Raw genomic sequence first — 14911 nt, 5'->3', positions numbered from 1 at the left:
GACATCTCCCTTGCCCGACCCATCAACCCTCCAGGACGGCGCGACTGAAACCAGTCAGTGGTGGCAACGCAAACCCCTGTGGATCGGCGCAGGGCCATTGCTGGTTTTTCTTGTCGTCGCCGCCATTGACCTCAAACTGGCGGAACATTTCACCAGCTCAGGAAAAGCCATCGTGAGCAACGCTCTCGGCGGCCTCTGGCAGTGGATGGTGCTGCTGCTGTTTGTGATTGCCATCGTGCTGGCGGTCAGCCCGATCGGGACCTTGCGCCTGGGAGGAGCTGATGCCAAACCGAGCCTGAAATTCTTCGACTGGTGTGCTGTGCTGATTTGCACGCTGCTGGCCGGCGGTGGTGTGTTCTGGTCTGCAGCCGAACCGCTCTTCCACTTCAAAGATCCCGCGCCCTACTTCGTCGGAGTGGAGGGATCAACAGCTGCTGCGGTCGATCCATCCCTGGCCGTGAGCTTCCTGCACTGGGGATTCCTGGCCTGGGCCCTGGTGGCAACAACGGTGACGATCACCCTCTCGATCCAGGAGCAACGGGGCGAACCTTTGCGACCACGAACGCTGCTGGTGGGCATCCTTCCCAGCCGCTGGGTGGGAGGTCCCCTTGGAGACCTGGCGGACGGCCTCTCCGTAGTGGCGGCCATCGCAGGAACCGTAGGCCCCCTGGGTTTCCTCTCTCTTCAGCTGAGTAACGCCGCGGGGAGGCTGCCTGCATTCACGGACAGCGCAGGTCTCCAATCACTCGTAGTCGTCCTGCTCACAGCAGTGTTTGCTACCTCCACCGTGAGTGGAATCCAACGAGGCATCAAGTGGCTGTCTGAGCTGAATGTATGGCTGACCCTCGGACTCGCCGCTGCTTTGCTGTTGCTGGGCCCAGGCCTTTGGCTGATTCAGCACTTCATCAGCGCATTTGGGCTCTATCTCACCAATCTGCCGCGCATGGCCCTTGCGCCCAACAGCAGTTCGGGCAACTGGGTGAATATCTGGACTGTGTTCTATTGGGGGTGGTTCCTCGGCTATGCGCCCCTGATGGGTCTGTTCACAGCAGGAGTCAGCCGCGGCCGCACTCTGCGGGAACTGGTCCTTGCGGTGGCCATCCTCTGCCCGATCGTGACCAACATCTGGTTCACGTTGCTCGGCGGTTCTGGCATGCAGCTGGAACTCGCCGACCCTGGCTCCATCAGTGTCCCTCTCAGCGCCAGCGGGGAGTCGGGGGCACTTCTAGCGATTCTCGGCCAGCTTCCACTGTCCTGGCTGCTGATTCCGGTCGGTCTTGTGTTGGTGGTGCTGTTTATGGCCACCAGTGCCGACTCAATGAGTTATGCCGCAGCCATGGTGGTCAGTGGCCAGCGAACCCCCCCAACGCTGCTGCGTTTGTTCTGGGCTCTGATGATCGGCAGCCTCACCCTGGTGCTGCTGCGCATCGGCACCAGCCTGGGCGACAACACCTCGGTCACCGCACTGCAAGCCTTCATCGTGATCACGGCGGTGCCGGTTACTCCTCTGGTTCTGCTGAGTCTCTGGACCGCACCACGTTTGGCCTGGAAGGAATGGCGCCAACGACAGCCAGCTCAGAGCTGAAACTGATCCAGCTGGCCATTGCAACACCAAATAGGGCCAGTGCTCCATAGATCAGTAGCACCAGCGACAGGTCTCCCTGAGGAGAGGCCTGCAGAATCAGCCCAGACACGATCGTCATCAATCCGCCCATCACCGTGCCGGAGGTGTTGACGATCGACACCGTCATCGCTGTTTGCCCTGGAGGTGCAGCAGCTTCCGCGATCGGGAACGCCAGCACGGACGTACCGATGCCAACACCGAAGCTGAAAGCCGGCAGCATCAGAACCCCACGAGGCAGAGAAGGCATGATCAACAGCAACAGCGAGAGCAGCGTGATCACGGTGCCGGCCAACAGCAAACCACCACGTTGCTGAGGTCGGCCACCAAGAGCCCCACTGACAACCATCCCCACCACAAGACCGATCGACATGATCAGGGTGAGACTCTCCATCAACGGACTGGACCAGCCGCGCAAGCTGGAAAGCAGGCCGTACTGCGCCATCCCGAACACGAAGCCAAGCCCCCACGCGTAGAGAAGGCAGCACTGAATCAGGCGATTGACTCCAGCCCTGGTCCAGCGCTGCACACGAACGTCCTGCTCTGCCTTTGGCAACACGGCAGGCGCGCGTCGGCTGGCCCCGAGCAGAAGCATCGGCAACGCCACAATCAGGGCCAGGGACAGACCCTGCAGGAGCACCAGATCCCGCCAGCCGGAGCGGCCTAGCAGCAGGGGCACGACGGCCGCCAAGGCGGCACCAACCCCCAACAGGCCATCGGTGAACCCCATCGCCAGAGCGAAGCGTTCTGCGGGCAGGCTGCGACGTGCCAGCAACGCTGATGCAGGGAACGCCACAGCGCAAGCCATGCCAGTGCCGATACGGGACAGCAGCAGCCCCTGCAGGCTGTCGCTACTCGCAAACACCAGGCTGCAGCACGCTGCGGCCAAAGCCGCCAGCAGCAGCCAGAGCTCGACCCTGCCCCGGTCGATCAAACGGCCAACGGGCACTTGCACCAGGCCGTAGGGCAACAAAAAACTGCCGGCAACCAGCGCAACCCCTGCCGAATGCAGACGCAGATCCGATCCCAGTGAACCTTCGAAATACTGAAAGCTGGTTTCCACCCAGACCAGCCAGACCACAAACAGAAGACTCGTCACCCAGAGCAACCGATCGCTGCGTCTCGCCTCCATGACTCTCTGCCAACAGCTCAAAGTCAGTGTGGGGGAATCGCTCAGTTCAGGCAGTAATCCAACGCAAGACTGAGGCTGGCTTTGGGCAGCGGTGCTTCCTCCGGCCTAAATCGTGGTGCAGCCCTGACCGCCATTGGAGAGGGGCGGGCGGTGGAGTGACTGCGTTGATCGATGCGCAGCAACGCAACGCGACGTAGCCCCAGGGCAGATGCTGTTCGCTCTGCCTGCCTGCGACCGCGCTGCAGAGCTTTCTCAAGCAGTTGGTCTTGCAGGCGGTCTTGGCCTTCAGCGGATGGCAAAGAGGTCATGCCCTGGAGTCGAACGCCCGGCAAACGGCCGGCACGCTCAATCAGGGTGTCGTAGTTGCTGCGACCCACCGTTCCGCTGATGCTTGTAGAGGCCCGATAGCCCTTCAACTGCTGAGAACCTGGCGTGGCATACGTTCTCGGCGCAGGGGTCACAAGCCGACCGATGACTAGGGGCTCCAACTCCTTGCGCAGCCTGAGCAAACGCCCACTGAGTTGTTCCAGTGCGGCTGCGCTGCTGGAAGCTTCCGCTTCAAGGCGCAGGTTGAAGCGGAAGCTCTCAGTTCGACTTTCACCGCTCTCGCGCAGAGTCAGCTGCAACAGAGTTCCCCTGCAAGAAGGGCCCTGTATCTGAGCCTTGGCCGAATTAGGCAGCAGCGAGATCACCGGACACAGCAGCAGAGCTGATGCCAAGGACAGGACTGAGGAATTCAAGACTGAGGACGTCAAGGGCGAAACAAGCGCAGGATCTTGCTTCGCTGTCTAGATCAGGCACCACCTCAGACGATTGCAGAACCATGACCAGCGCCCCTTAAGACACCACCAAATCCGACTGATTCAGCTGGCATCAACCCAGCTGCCGTGCAGACCGTGGGGTATCGCCAACGGCAGCTCGAACACCGCCAGCTCGCGCAGGTCAGCAGCGTCAAGGATCACAAGATCAGAACCTTCCCGATCGCCGTTCCACACCAGTTCAAGCACCCAGCCATCGTCTTCGGCGCTTGCACCTGGCCTGGGAACCATCAAGGGCTCACTCACAAAGCCGTGGGGCACCGCACTCCAGATCTGACGCTCACCGCTGACCAGGTCAAGCTTCTTAACCAACTGAAGAGGGTCATTACCCTGCTCACGCGCTGCAGCCGCCATCCAGGCGAAGCGACAGGGAAGGCCTTCCTTCGCAGGATTGACCATCGCAAATTCACAGCAGCGTTCGCTGAGACGCGTGGTCTGCACCGAGGCGCTCTGCAGGTTGATGCGGCACTGCTCGAGCAAACCCTCGGGGATCAGGTCGAAGTCGACGGCTGCAAAGTCGACATCGGGGCCGATCGCAGGAAAATCGCTGTAGTAGATGCTCTCTACGACCACATCACCCTGCTCTTCCCAGGCGTTGAGATGGTGAAACACAAAGCCCTCGGGCGCATCCACGATCCGAGGGGCCTGGCCGGCATAGGCACCACTATCCCGTGGAATCAGCCAAAACTTGGCCTGACCATTCTGCTTGGATTGCAGACACTGGGCCGCACCTTTCCTGCCGAGAACAAAAGGAAGCGGGTTGAAGTCAATCGCGTTCTGCAGGAACACCGCCCAATTGGGTGTGATGGCGAAATCGTGCAGGAAGGCGAAGCCGTTGAAGCTGTCACGCCGGTCGCTCAGCAGGTCTCCGGCCTTGATTCCAGCGGTGGAGTCGTTTTCCGTGGCGAATTCCATCAAGCGGATGGTGCTGCGTGGCCCGGTATTGACCCCGAAGGTGACCATGCGCGGACGATCGTGATGGCCGGGATCGAAGCGAGGGTGTGCACTGAAGGCCTCACCTTTTTTCAAAACACCCCCTAGCAAGCTGATGCCGTGGGTCTCAAGGGTTCGAGGGTCGAGCGCATGGGGTTCGGCCGCTTCCCAAAGCGCGAGCAGCTGGTCACCAAGCTGCACAACACCAGTGTTGGCGATGTTTTTCAACCTCAGATCAAAGGCATTCGCCAGTGGACCTCCAGGTTTCTGGCTGCCAAAAACCCCTCGATACAGCACCTTGCCGGCAGCTTCCTCGGCCTGCCATCCAGCCGTACGCACAAAACGATTGGTGAGCGAAACCCCCTCAGCGTTGAACTGGATCGCGGTGATCATGCCGTCACCATCAAAGGGATGATGGACCCGCTGACCGTCGCGCTCCATCAATCCAGGGCCATTGCGGTAAAGCGTTCCCAGCAGCTCGGACGGCACATTGCCCCTCGCTGGCTGAAGCGCAACCTCAGTGAGCTCCTGCTCAACATTGCGGAAGGCGCTGGCCCATTCCGACCGATTGAAACGTTCAGCGGCGGGAGCGACGGTCACGGAGAACAACGGCATCGGCCTCCATCCTCTCGTAACGGACTGTGAAGCGCGGCGAAGGCTTAGTTCGCTCCGGCCTGCTCGAGCACACCCTTACTACTGGGAACCGCACCGGCACGACGCGGGTCGATCTCCGTCGCCATACGCAACGCCCTGGCAAAGGCCTTGAAACAGGCTTCAACGATGTGATGGGAATTGGTCCCATCCAGCTGACGAATATGGAGGGTGAGCCCGCTGTTGTTGACCACCGCCACAAAAAACTCCTTGACCAGCTCGGTGTCGTAGCGACCGATCTTCTCTTTCGGAATCGTGAGGTTGTACGAGAGATGGGGTCTTCCCGAACAATCGAGCACGACCTGCACCAGGGCTTCATCCAGCGGCGCGACGAAGTGACCGAAACGCACGATGCCTCGACGATCACCCAGCGCCTGGGCCAGGGCTTGTCCCACGGCAATGCCCACGTCTTCATTGGAGTGGTGATCATCAATGTGGGTATCACCCACCGCATTGATCTCCAGATCGATCAGGCCATGGCTACTGATCTGATGAAGCATGTGATCCAAGAAGGGCACGCCGGTGCTGGCCTGGCACCTCCCACTGCCGTCCAGATCCAGGCACACCTTGACATCGGTTTCACCGGTGACTCGATGGATCTCACCCGTACGCATGCTGTTCAGCTCCGGAGGCGGCGACTTCGCTGCTCCGATCATGCCGAAACAGACGGCGCTGACCAAGGGCCATCAGCGCAGAGTTACATGCCATTAATGCAGTACCCCGCGTCCACATAGATGGTTTGGCCGGAAATGCCACTGGACAGCTCGCTGAGCAGGAATGCAGCAGTGTTGCCGACCTCAGTCTGTGTGACGGTGCGGCGCAGCGGAGCTTTCTCCTCCACGTTGTGGATCATGTCGAGGATGCCGCCGATGGCAGAGCTGGCCAGAGTGCGGATCGGGCCTGCACTGATGGCGTTCACCCGAACCTGCTTATCCGGACCAAGCTCGGCGGAGAGGTAGCGAACGGAAGCTTCCAGAGCCGCCTTGGCCACACCCATCACGTTGTAATTGGGGATGGCTCGTTCAGCACCCAAGTAAGTGAGCGTGACCACCCCGGCTTTCTCACTGAACAACGGCTTGGCATGACGACACAGGGGAGCCAAGGAATAGGCACTGATCTCGAGTGCACGGGCAAAACCCTCGGAGCTCGTGGCGCTGTAATCACCGATCAGCTCTTCCTTGCCCGCGAAAGCAAGGCAATGCACCAATCCATCAAGGACGCCCCACTTCTGCTTGATTTCTGCAAAGACCGTCTCCATTTGAACGGGATCCTGAACATTCAGAGGCAGAAACAAAGAGGGTTCAAGCGGTGCGGTGAGCTCACGAACCTTGGTCTCAAAACGACCTTTGTCATCTGGGAGATAGGTGATGCCCAACTCGGCGCCGGCCGCTTTGAGCTGCTGAGCGATGCCCCAGGCAATCGATCGATTGTTGGCGATGCCGGTAACGAGGATCTTCTTGCCCGTGAGATCGAGAAGCATCGGACCGGTCTTCGCTGAACTGTTGAGGAGATTCTCCATCATCCCCGACCCAAACTCCCAAGAGCGGTCGCGTTCGAGCCGTTGGATCGACAGGATGGCTGCTCAAAAGTCCGCCGTTCGGTGCCCTCGCAGCCCAGCTCAACCTCTTTGTCATGGCCAGAACAGTCTGGAGATCTTCCCAGGGATCTTCCGGACCGCAGAGCCCTCGATCGCCTGCTGGGCGAACAGTTTCCTGAAGCCGTCGGCAGTCTCAGTCCACTGCGCGGAGGTCGTGCAGCCGCCGAAACAAAATTGGCTCGTCTCGACCCGCGGCGCTACACCAAAAGCCGCAATCACCTCAAAGGCGCCGTCACCGGGTTGTCGCCCTACATCCGCCACGGTGTGCTCAGCCTCGCTGAGGTCCGTGATGCCGTGTTCCAACGCATTCGCAGCCGCGACGAGGGCAGCAAGTTGATCAACGAGCTGGGCTGGCGGGACTTCTGGCAGCGCATGTGGCGAGATCTCGGAGATGGCATTCACGACAGCCAGGAAGAGCTGAAGACCGGACACGACCCTGCTACTTACGCCCGAGAGCTACCTGAAGACATCCGCACAGGACGAACAGGTCTGGCCTGCATGGATGAATTTCAAAGCAAGCTCACCACCCACGGCTGGCTGCACAATCACGCCCGAATGTGGATGGCGGCTTATGTAGTGCATTGGCGCAAGGTGCACTGGAAAGCGGGCGCAGACTGGTTTCTGGAGCATCTCCTAGATGGAGATCCCTCCAGCAACCACCTGAGTTGGCAGTGGGTCGCGAGCAGCTTCAGCCACAAGCCTTACTTTTTCAACAAAGGCAATTTGGAACGGTTCAGCGATGGACAGTTCTGCAGAAGTTGTTCCAGCAGTGAGCGCTGTCCATTCGAGGGCAGTTACGAACAGCTGGAAAATCAGCTGTTCGCCAATCAGGGCTCCATTCGCGATGTACCGACCAGACGCAGCCGCAACCACCAGCAACGCTCAGGCCGACAGCAGAGCCTGAAGGGAAGCGGCCAAGCGGCCATGGCCCGACCGAAGCGATAAGCCATGTCTTTTCAACGCCCTGTCATCTGGGTGCACGAGGAAGCACTCGGTTCCCGCAACCCAGCGCTGCTTGAACGGCCGAATAGCCCAGCCCTCTTTGTTTTTGATACCCGCTGGATCCAGGAAGCCCGTATCAGCCGCAAGCGGCTTGGCTTCCTGTACGAAAGCGCCCTGGATCTGCCCATCACCCTGCGCAAGGGCGATGTGGTCAAGGAAGTGATTGCCTTTGCTGAACGACACAACGCAGATGGCATCTTGAGCAGCCTGCCCGTCGACCCTCGCCTGGAACGCATCGCGACCTCCATCGAAGAGCACTGCCCACTGGAACTGCTTGAACCAGAACCGTTCGTGACCATGCCGCGACCACCACGGCTTGGTCGATTCAGCCGCTACTGGCGAGAGGCCGAACCAGTGGTCTGGGAAGCCTTCTGAGCGTCACCCAGCAGGTCGTCCTCAAGCCGCTTTTCTTTGGCGGGATCCCTCAGTAGATCCCGCCGCTCATAAGCCGGCAGGTGTAGTGGCATGAGTTCCGAGGCCTCGGTGGGCGGGGGCGTCCACTGCCAGCGGGCCTGGGGAGCCCGCTGCTGGCAGAGGGCCTTCAACTCGGCCTGCAAAGCACGGCGCACATCGCTGCGACGCACAGCAGCGAAGAATTCCTCTCGCGGCGCCAGCCCTGCGCTGAAGGGCGCTGTGCCATTGCCATTGAAGAGACGTGCCGCATCGGGAAACCAGCGGGGTTTGCACTCCCCTGGATCGTCAGTGTCGGTTTCAAGAAACAAATGGAGACCAAAGCCATCGGGCTGACTCACAACCGCAAGCCCGTCATGGGGCATACGCCGCTGCAGCGGAAACACTTTCCAGCTGGCAGCTTGCGGTGCCGAGCAGGCTCCGAGCATCAGAGCTAGCGAAATGACTGGGATCCGAGCTGCCTGGGCACGCCTGAGCACGCGTTCACTGCACCGGAGCGCCGGATTCTGAACCAGGATGAAGAGCGATGCACCATTTGTTGCTCGTTCGCCATGGCTCTCACTCCCTCGACCATGCTGCCGCTCGGCGAAGCGCTGCCTGCCTTCCAGTTGCCCGTGGTGAGCGGAAGCTTGATCGGTGCCGCTGACTCAGCAACTCTCAGCGACAGCGAGCTGCCTGCACAACCGCTGCTGGTGATGCTGATCTGCGCGCACTGCCCGTTTGTGAAGCATGTGGAACCCGAACTAAGCAGGATTGCTGAGCATTACGGCCCAGAGGTGACCCTGCTGGCCGTCTCCAGCAACAGCCTCATCACCCATCCCCAGGATGGTCCTGAAGGGCTGCGCCATCAGGCGGAGCAGCGACAGTGGAGGTTCCCTTATCTGCTGGATGAGCAGCAGAACCTGGCCAAAGCGCTCAAGGGTGCCTGCACACCAGAGTTCTATCTCTTCAGTCCAGATCATGCGGGTCTACAGACCCTGCGTTATCGCGGTCAGCTCGACGGCAGCCGCCCGGGGAACGACGTTCAACTGGATGGTCGCGATCTGCGCAAGGCACTGGATGCGGTCCTGAATGGCCAACCTGTCAGCAAGGAACAGCAGCCATCCGTCGGCTGCAACATCAAGTGGCATCCCGGACAGGAGCCACCGTGGTTCGGGGCACCGGCTTAAGGTGCCCCCCATGCAGGTGCCTCCCTTCAGCCTCAGTCAGCAGCTCGCCGACCTGGGGCCGGAACTCGATGAAGCCGCGCTGCGTGTGTTGCGCAGCGGGCAGTACATCGGTGGCACCGAAATCAAGACGTTTGAAACAGCCTTCGCAGCGGCGGTAGGGACTGCCCACGCCGTGGGCTGCAATAGCGGCACTGATGCACTGATCCTGGCGTTGAGAGCGCTCGGAATTGGGGCCGGTGATGAAGTCATCACAGCCTCCTTCAGCTTCTTTGCCACAGCCGAAGCGATTAGCGCTGTGGGTGCGACACCCGTGTTCGTGGATGTCGATCCACTCACCTACCTGATCGACCTCGATCAAATCACTGCGGCGATTACTGCGGCGAGCAAAGCCCTAATCCCGGTGCATTTGTTCGGTCGGCCTGTCGACATGACGCGGTTGATGGCGATCGCCAAGGACCACAATCTGCGCGTGATTGAGGACTGTGCTCAAGCCACAGGAGCGAGCTGGAAGGGGCGACCGGTGGGCAGCTGGGGCGATACGGGCTGCTTCAGCTTTTTTCCTACCAAAAATCTTGGAGCGGCAGGTGATGCCGGAGCCATCACCTGCCACGACGCAGAGCTTGCTCAGCGCATGCGTGAGCTGGCTGTACACGGCATGCCCCGCCGCTACCTGCACACGGAGCTCGGCTACAACAGTCGGCTCGATGCGATGCAGGCCGCTGTACTCAACGTGAAACTGCCCCGACTCAACCAGTGGGTTGATCGGCGCCGGCAGATCGCCCAGCGTTACCGCGAAGCTCTCCAGGATATACCAGGCCTGCTGCTACCCGATGCGTCGACTTGCAACGACCATGGCTGGAATCAATTTGTCGTGCGTGTCACGGTCTGTCCAACTGAGGTCTCCTCCAATGCCAGCCATCGCCCGAGTGAGTTCGGACTACCTAGCAGTCATTGCCGTGATTGGCTGAGACAGAGCCTTCAGGAGCGGGGAGTGAGCACGATCATTTATTACCCCATTCCCATACATTGCCAACCGGCTTACGCCGATCAACACCAAAGCACCCGCCTACCTGTAACCGAGCAGTTGTGCAGCGAGGTGCTGAGTCTGCCGATCTTCCCCGAGCTCTCCAACGAACAGCAAGAACAGGTCATTTCTGTGCTTCGCTCGCTACTCATCCAAACCGCCCCACTGGACTCGCAAACCTGCGGCGTGGCCGCCTGAGCTCAGGATCGGATCGTGGCATACAGCGCCTTGAAGTGGGCTTGCTGTTTCTTGTGATCGATCAGAAGCTCGGGATATCCGCGTCGCTCCAATGCACCGATCTCACCACTGATCAGATCCTTGGTGTTCACATGGCGCAGCTCCGGCAACCAGTGACGGATGTAATCGCCATCGGCATCAAACTTTGATGCCTGTGTCGCCGGATTGAAAATTCGCAAGGGCTTGGGATCCATTCCACTGCTGGCACTCCACTGCCAACCACCGTTGTTGGCCGCAAGGTCGCCATCCACCTCCAGCTCCATGAACGCCCGCTCGCCCCAACGCCAATCGCAGATCAGGTCTTTAACCAGAAAAGAAGCGACAATCATGCGACAGCGGTTGTGCATCCAACCGCTCTGATTGAGCTGACGCATCGCTGCATCGATGATCGGCATCCCCGTTAGGCCCTCTCTCCAGAAGCCAAACCACTGTTCGTTGTTCTCCCAGGGGAAGCGTCGCCACTGCTCGCGGTAGGGACCATCCGCCAATTCGGGAAAATGGAACAACGCCTGCTGGTAAAACTCACGCCAGCCCAACTCCTGCTCCCACACCGTGATCGCATGCTGCTGTTCATCACTGCGCACGATCTCTTTGGCGCTCTGAGCAGCACACCAAGCCTGTCTGGGGCTGACCGTGCCAACACTCAGAGCCGCACTTAAGGATGAAGTCCCCTGCTGCCCCGGGAAATTGCGGTCCGGCTCGTAGCCAAGCAGGGGGCCGTCAGCGAACGTCACCAACTGGTCGCCTGCTGCGATTTCTCCAGGGCGGCAAGGGCACACGTCGGTACCTGCGAAGCCATGGTTGCTACGCAGACGTTCAAGCTCAGACTGTCCCTGGGAACAAAGCCGACCAAGATCGCCTTCTGCAGAGCTGATCTGCTGAAGCTGGGACTGCGTCAGATCCTGCAGGCCTTGCGGAGCTTCTGTGGTGCTTGGGCCGAGGCGCTCGACCTGACCACGCCAATTGCGCAGGAATGGCCCATACACCCGATAAGGATCACCACCACCAGTTTTGAGTGACTCCGGCGCCACTAGCAGCTGGTCCCAGTCGACCAGCAGCTTGCGCCCATCGGTCTGCAAGGCCTTGGCCACCTGACGGTCACGCTCGCGGGCATAGGGCTCTACATCGCGACTCCAGACCACAGTGGGCGCGTTCAGAAGATCTGCCAGCTGCGGCAACAGTTGAACAGGATCACCGGCCAACACCAGGAGGCGACTACCGGCCTGGCGCCAGCGCTGTTGCAGTTCGACCAGGCTCTCCACCAGAAACCACAACCGGGCTGGTGCCATCGGCGGCAGCTGGGGTGGCGGAGTGATCAGAGCCGGATCGAGCACATAAACGCCAGTCACAGCCGGGCCTAGTGCTACGGCCGCCTGAAGACCTGAGTTGTCCGCCAAGCGCAGATCGCGGCGGTGCCAGAACAGCGTGCGAGGGGTACTCATCCTTAGTTGAATTCAGAAACCGAGCAATTGCTTGGCCCGATACCAAGCGGTGACGCTCTTGCCATCGAGCCACTCTTCGCCGGAACTCAGGCGAGCATCCAGTTCGGCAGGACTCATCTGCAGGACCTCCAGATCCTCATCGTCGTCTCCCGCGGGGGGATTCTCCAGCGCTATGAGATCCCTGGCCAAGAAGCAATGAATGACCTCATCGGAGTACCCCGGGCAGGGCAGCATGGGACCGAGGGCATCCCAGCGAGCGGCGCTATAGCCCGCTTCTTCCCCGAGCTCCCGCTTCATCGACTCGAGAGGATCTTCTCCGTCCTCAAGGGTGCCAGCAGGGAACTCCAGCAGCCTGGCCTGAACGGCGAAGCGATACTGACGCAACACCACCACCTGACCCTCACTCGTGATCGGCACAGCAAGGGATGCACCGGGATGCCGGATGATCCCAAAGCTGCCCTCCACTCCCATCGGCAACCTGATGCGGTTGCGTTCGAAGCGCACCTTGCGCGCATCCAGGGCATCGATGGTCTCCAGTAGCTCGTAGGGCTCTGGAGCCGGCAGCGGGGCCATGGCTTCTCAGGACGTTGGGCACCAGCATGGCGGTTGAGCGTCAGGATCGACGGACGACTTTTGCTTCATTCCGCATCGCACTGACTGATCAAGCACTGCTGCAGCAGCTGCAGCTCCTGAAAGCTTTGGCGCAGGAAGCGGGATGGCGACATCTGATGTTGCAATCCATGTTGAGCGTGGTCAGCAGCCTGCTGGATATCGCTGGACTTGGGCTGGCCATCAGCCTCTTGCTGAACTCGGGGACAGAATCCGCTGCATCACCGACGCTGCTCAAAGGGCTGCCCCTGTCGTCCAGCCTGGCCCTGCTGGTAAGCCTGATCCTTGCTCGGGGTCTGATTCAGGCCCGCGTGGCCATCAGCAGGGAATGGCTGCGTTCCGGTTTCACCGACCGGCTTCGGCAGCAGTTGCTACACGAGGTGTTCTCAGCCTCCTCCCGGCAGCTTGATCGGCTTGGCCGAGGTGATCTACTGGCGCTACTGATGGCCGACATCACTCGCTCTGCCATGAGCCTGGATCAAGCCTTGCGCATGGTTCAGGCCTTGCTGGCGATGCTGATTTACCTCATCAGCGTGCTGTTCGTGGGGCGCACTGCAGCCTGGCCGCTGCTGCTGGCGCTGGCGGCAACCGCCGGCGCGGCCCTGCTGAGGCGGTCCGGCAGTTGGGGACTAGGCAGGATCCAGAGCCGTCTGAATGCAGCCCTGCAACGCACCGTTGGGGATGGCCTACATGGACTCAAAGCCTTGCGTGCCGCTGCCGCTGAAGACTGGCTCCTAAACCGCTTTGCGCAGGAGACGGCCAAAGGCCGCTGGTTGCTGAAAGAACGCGTGCGCAGACGAGCGGGCTACAACGCCTGGCGCGACACGCTGGTGGTGGCCATTGCTGGCATCTGGATGCTGAGGCAGGGGGATGCGCTCACGGCTGAAGTGCTGGCCACAACACTGGTGCTGTCCTACCGAGCCGGCACATCCCTCAGTGCAGTGGTGCTAGCCCGACGCCTGTGCCTCGGAAATCTGCCTGGATATGAGGCTCTGCGTGAGCGTCGCCATCAACTGCGGTCCAATCCTGCACAGACCAGTGGCACTCCTCTAAGCGAACACTCTCTGCCAAGACTCGAACTGGAACGCTGGAGCCAGCTTCACTGGCAAAGCACGGACCCTGAAGCCCTTGAGCCGACATCGATCAGTCTTCAACCGCAGCGCCTGGTCGTGATCACAGGGGCTTCAGGCTGTGGCAAAACCAAGCTTCTGGATCGATTCAGCGGACTTGGAGACGAAGAAAACAGCTGCTGGTCAATCCACTGCCATGAGCAGACGTTGCGGCTCTCTGGTCTGCCCGCTGCTCAGCAGCTGCGAGGCCTCATCGCCTGTGCACCACAACATGCGGTGCTGTTGGAAGCAAGCCTGCGCGACAACCTGCTGCTTGGCGCTGATCTTCCAGACCAGATCATTGAGGAATGGCTGCATCGCTTAGGCCTCAGCCATCTGCTCGACCGGCAAGACGGGCTCAGTTCCCCCATGTCGCTCGCCCAGATGCCCTTCTCAGGTGGTGAACTGCATCGACTCGGCCTATTGCGTGCCTGGCTGCGGAGCCGACCGGTCGAAGTGCTGGATGAGCCCACAGCATTTCTCGATGCCAGCGCCAGCCAGATAGTGCGTGATGTAATCCATGAAAGGTCGCGAGAGCGACTAGTGCTGATCAGCAGCCACGACCCGGCTCTGCTGAAGCAAGCCGATGTGGTGATCGAACTGGCCTCTGCAGTGATCAAGATCTGATTTAGGGACGCCAGTCGACTGATCGCTGCATGGCTGCCAACAGGGGCTCGAGAACAAATTGGCGCAGGTGCAGGCGGGGGTGAGGTAAGACCAGACGCGGATGTTCGAGACGCCATTCCCCCCAGAACAAAAGATCCAAATCGAGACTGCGCGGACCCCATGGCAACTCCTGGCCTCGATCTCGGCCGAAACGTCGCTCCAGCTGATGCAGCTCCATAAGCAGCTCCAACGCCGCGGCCTCAACGACAGGGCGTTGGACTCCTTTGATGAGCACCACGGCATTGCAGTACAGCGGCTGACCTGAAGGCCCACCCACAGGAACCGTCTCAAACAATGGTGACCAGGAGCAGCGAAGTTCTCCCGCGGCTGACCTGGCCCAAGCGATCACAAGCTGCTCCACTTGAGGACGCACTGTGATCAGCGTCTGACGAGGCGTACCCACGGCACTGGGGAGGTTCGCCCCAAGAGCGATCGCAAGACAATGAGCCTGATCAGCGAGACTGGCGCTCACACCCTGGGCCGGCAAACA

The 14911-nt window shown here is 60.4% G+C and carries 15 protein-coding genes; 6 read left to right on the top strand and 9 right to left on the bottom strand.

The window, feature by feature from the left end; all coding sequences use genetic code 11:
• Nucleotides 1–10 precede the first annotated feature (10 nt).
• On the top strand, nt 11–1585 hold the full coding sequence (locus SynBIOSU31_RS01435; protein WP_186491547.1) for a BCCT family transporter: 1575 nt from the start codon (nt 11–13) through the stop codon (nt 1583–1585).
• On the opposite strand, the gene SynBIOSU31_RS01430 is transcribed toward SynBIOSU31_RS01435, so the two are convergent.
• The 5 genes from SynBIOSU31_RS01430 to fabI all read right to left on the bottom strand — a co-directional run bounded on the left by SynBIOSU31_RS01430 (nt 1500) and on the right by fabI (nt 6635).
• The gene (locus tag SynBIOSU31_RS01430; RefSeq protein WP_186491546.1) at nt 1500–2753 is read right to left on the bottom strand and encodes an MFS transporter; all 1254 of its coding nucleotides are present in this window, start codon (nt 2751–2753) and stop codon (nt 1500–1502) included. The genes SynBIOSU31_RS01435 and SynBIOSU31_RS01430 overlap by 86 nt on opposite strands.
• A 41-nt stretch (nt 2754–2794) precedes the next feature.
• Entirely contained in the window at nt 2795–3493 is a 699-nt protein-coding gene (locus SynBIOSU31_RS01425) for an SIMPL domain-containing protein (protein ID WP_186491544.1), read from the bottom strand.
• Nucleotides 3494–3616: 123 nt separating this feature from the next.
• Complete coding sequence (locus tag SynBIOSU31_RS01420; protein ID WP_255477304.1) at nt 3617–5119, bottom strand: carotenoid oxygenase family protein; 1503 nt, start codon at nt 5117–5119, stop codon at nt 3617–3619.
• A 44-nt stretch (nt 5120–5163) separates the two neighbouring features.
• On the bottom strand, nt 5164–5769 hold the full coding sequence (gene hisB / locus SynBIOSU31_RS01415) for an imidazoleglycerol-phosphate dehydratase HisB (RefSeq protein WP_186492767.1): 606 nt from the start codon (nt 5767–5769) through the stop codon (nt 5164–5166).
• 83 nt (nt 5770–5852) lie between these two features.
• The gene (fabI, locus tag SynBIOSU31_RS01410) at nt 5853–6635 is read right to left on the bottom strand and encodes an enoyl-ACP reductase FabI (protein WP_186492766.1); all 783 of its coding nucleotides are present in this window, start codon (nt 6633–6635) and stop codon (nt 5853–5855) included.
• A 120-nt stretch (nt 6636–6755) separates the two neighbouring features.
• Here fabI and SynBIOSU31_RS01405 point away from each other — a divergent pair, with 120 nt between their 5' ends.
• Both SynBIOSU31_RS01405 and SynBIOSU31_RS01400 read left to right on the top strand, forming a co-directional pair.
• Entirely contained in the window at nt 6756–7697 is a 942-nt protein-coding gene (locus SynBIOSU31_RS01405) for an FAD-binding domain-containing protein (protein ID WP_186491542.1), read from the top strand.
• Nucleotides 7698–7700: 3 nt separating this feature from the next.
• Nucleotides 7701–8129, top strand: coding sequence for a hypothetical protein (locus SynBIOSU31_RS01400; protein WP_186491540.1), 429 nt, complete (start codon nt 7701–7703; stop codon nt 8127–8129).
• Here SynBIOSU31_RS01400 and SynBIOSU31_RS01395 read toward each other — a convergent pair.
• The gene (locus SynBIOSU31_RS01395) at nt 8087–8593 is read right to left on the bottom strand and encodes a hypothetical protein (protein WP_186492765.1); all 507 of its coding nucleotides are present in this window, start codon (nt 8591–8593) and stop codon (nt 8087–8089) included. The two genes, SynBIOSU31_RS01400 and SynBIOSU31_RS01395, sit on opposite strands and share 43 nt — an antisense overlap.
• 123 nt (nt 8594–8716) lie before the next feature.
• On the opposite strand from SynBIOSU31_RS01395, the gene SynBIOSU31_RS01390 reads away from it, so the two are divergent.
• Together SynBIOSU31_RS01390 and SynBIOSU31_RS01385 are read left to right on the top strand one after the other, a co-directional pair.
• Nucleotides 8717–9334 carry a thioredoxin family protein gene (locus tag SynBIOSU31_RS01390; RefSeq protein WP_186491539.1) on the top strand — a complete coding sequence of 206 codons (618 nt, stop codon included), beginning with the start codon at nt 8717–8719 and terminating at the stop codon, nt 9332–9334.
• A gap of 10 nt (nt 9335–9344) precedes the next feature.
• A complete protein-coding gene (locus SynBIOSU31_RS01385; RefSeq protein ID WP_186491538.1) occupies nt 9345–10556 on the top strand; it encodes a DegT/DnrJ/EryC1/StrS family aminotransferase in 1212 nt (403 codons plus the stop codon).
• Nucleotides 10557–10558: 2 nt separating this feature from the next.
• Here SynBIOSU31_RS01385 and SynBIOSU31_RS01380 read toward each other — a convergent pair whose 3' ends face one another.
• Nucleotides 10559–12037 (bottom strand): FAD-binding domain-containing protein, encoded by a 1479-nt coding sequence (locus SynBIOSU31_RS01380; protein ID WP_186491537.1) that lies wholly within the window; start codon nt 12035–12037, stop codon nt 10559–10561.
• Between the two features lie 12 nt (nt 12038–12049).
• A complete protein-coding gene (locus SynBIOSU31_RS01375) occupies nt 12050–12610 on the bottom strand; it encodes an NUDIX hydrolase (RefSeq protein WP_186491536.1) in 561 nt (186 codons plus the stop codon).
• A 26-nt stretch (nt 12611–12636) separates the two neighbouring features.
• Here SynBIOSU31_RS01375 and SynBIOSU31_RS01370 point away from each other — a divergent pair, with 26 nt between their 5' ends.
• Nucleotides 12637–14382, top strand: coding sequence for an ATP-binding cassette domain-containing protein (locus tag SynBIOSU31_RS01370; protein WP_186491535.1), 1746 nt, complete (start codon nt 12637–12639; stop codon nt 14380–14382).
• A 1-nt stretch (nt 14383) separates the two neighbouring features.
• Here the strand turns inward: SynBIOSU31_RS01370 and folK are convergent, their stop codons facing one another.
• Nucleotides 14384–14893 carry a 2-amino-4-hydroxy-6-hydroxymethyldihydropteridine diphosphokinase gene (gene folK, locus SynBIOSU31_RS01365; protein ID WP_186491534.1) on the bottom strand — a complete coding sequence of 170 codons (510 nt, stop codon included), beginning with the start codon at nt 14891–14893 and terminating at the stop codon, nt 14384–14386.
• Nucleotides 14894–14911 lie beyond the last annotated feature (18 nt).

Origin of the sequence: Synechococcus sp. BIOS-U3-1 (assembly GCF_014279975.1) — a bacterium.
GTDB lineage: Bacteria > Cyanobacteriota > Cyanobacteriia > PCC-6307 > Cyanobiaceae > Synechococcus_C.
The sequence above is the reverse complement of the archived record's forward strand: the minus strand, read 5'-3'. Positions and strand labels throughout refer to the sequence as shown.

Excerpts from the sequence above, each read along its gene's own strand:
- SynBIOSU31_RS01430 (WP_186491546.1), bottom strand. The coding sequence starts at position 2,753 with ATGGAGGCGAGACGCAGCGATCGGTTGCTCTGGGTGACGAGTCTTCTG.
- SynBIOSU31_RS01420 (WP_255477304.1), bottom strand. The coding sequence starts at position 5,119 with ATGCCGTTGTTCTCCGTGACCGTCGCTCCCGCCGCTGAACGTTTCAAT.
- hisB (WP_186492767.1), bottom strand. The coding sequence starts at position 5,769 with ATGCGTACGGGTGAGATCCATCGAGTCACCGGTGAAACCGATGTCAAG.
- fabI (WP_186492766.1), bottom strand. The coding sequence starts at position 6,635 with ATGCTTCTCGATCTCACGGGCAAGAAGATCCTCGTTACCGGCATCGCC.
- SynBIOSU31_RS01400 (WP_186491540.1), top strand. The coding sequence starts at position 7,701 with ATGTCTTTTCAACGCCCTGTCATCTGGGTGCACGAGGAAGCACTCGGT.
- SynBIOSU31_RS01395 (WP_186492765.1), bottom strand. The coding sequence starts at position 8,593 with ATGCTCGGAGCCTGCTCGGCACCGCAAGCTGCCAGCTGGAAAGTGTTT.
- SynBIOSU31_RS01390 (WP_186491539.1), top strand. The coding sequence starts at position 8,717 with ATGGCTCTCACTCCCTCGACCATGCTGCCGCTCGGCGAAGCGCTGCCT.
- SynBIOSU31_RS01385 (WP_186491538.1), top strand. The coding sequence starts at position 9,345 with ATGCAGGTGCCTCCCTTCAGCCTCAGTCAGCAGCTCGCCGACCTGGGG.
- SynBIOSU31_RS01380 (WP_186491537.1), bottom strand. The coding sequence starts at position 12,037 with ATGAGTACCCCTCGCACGCTGTTCTGGCACCGCCGCGATCTGCGCTTG.
- SynBIOSU31_RS01375 (WP_186491536.1), bottom strand. The coding sequence starts at position 12,610 with ATGGCCCCGCTGCCGGCTCCAGAGCCCTACGAGCTACTGGAGACCATC.
- SynBIOSU31_RS01370 (WP_186491535.1), top strand. The coding sequence starts at position 12,637 with ATGGCGGTTGAGCGTCAGGATCGACGGACGACTTTTGCTTCATTCCGC.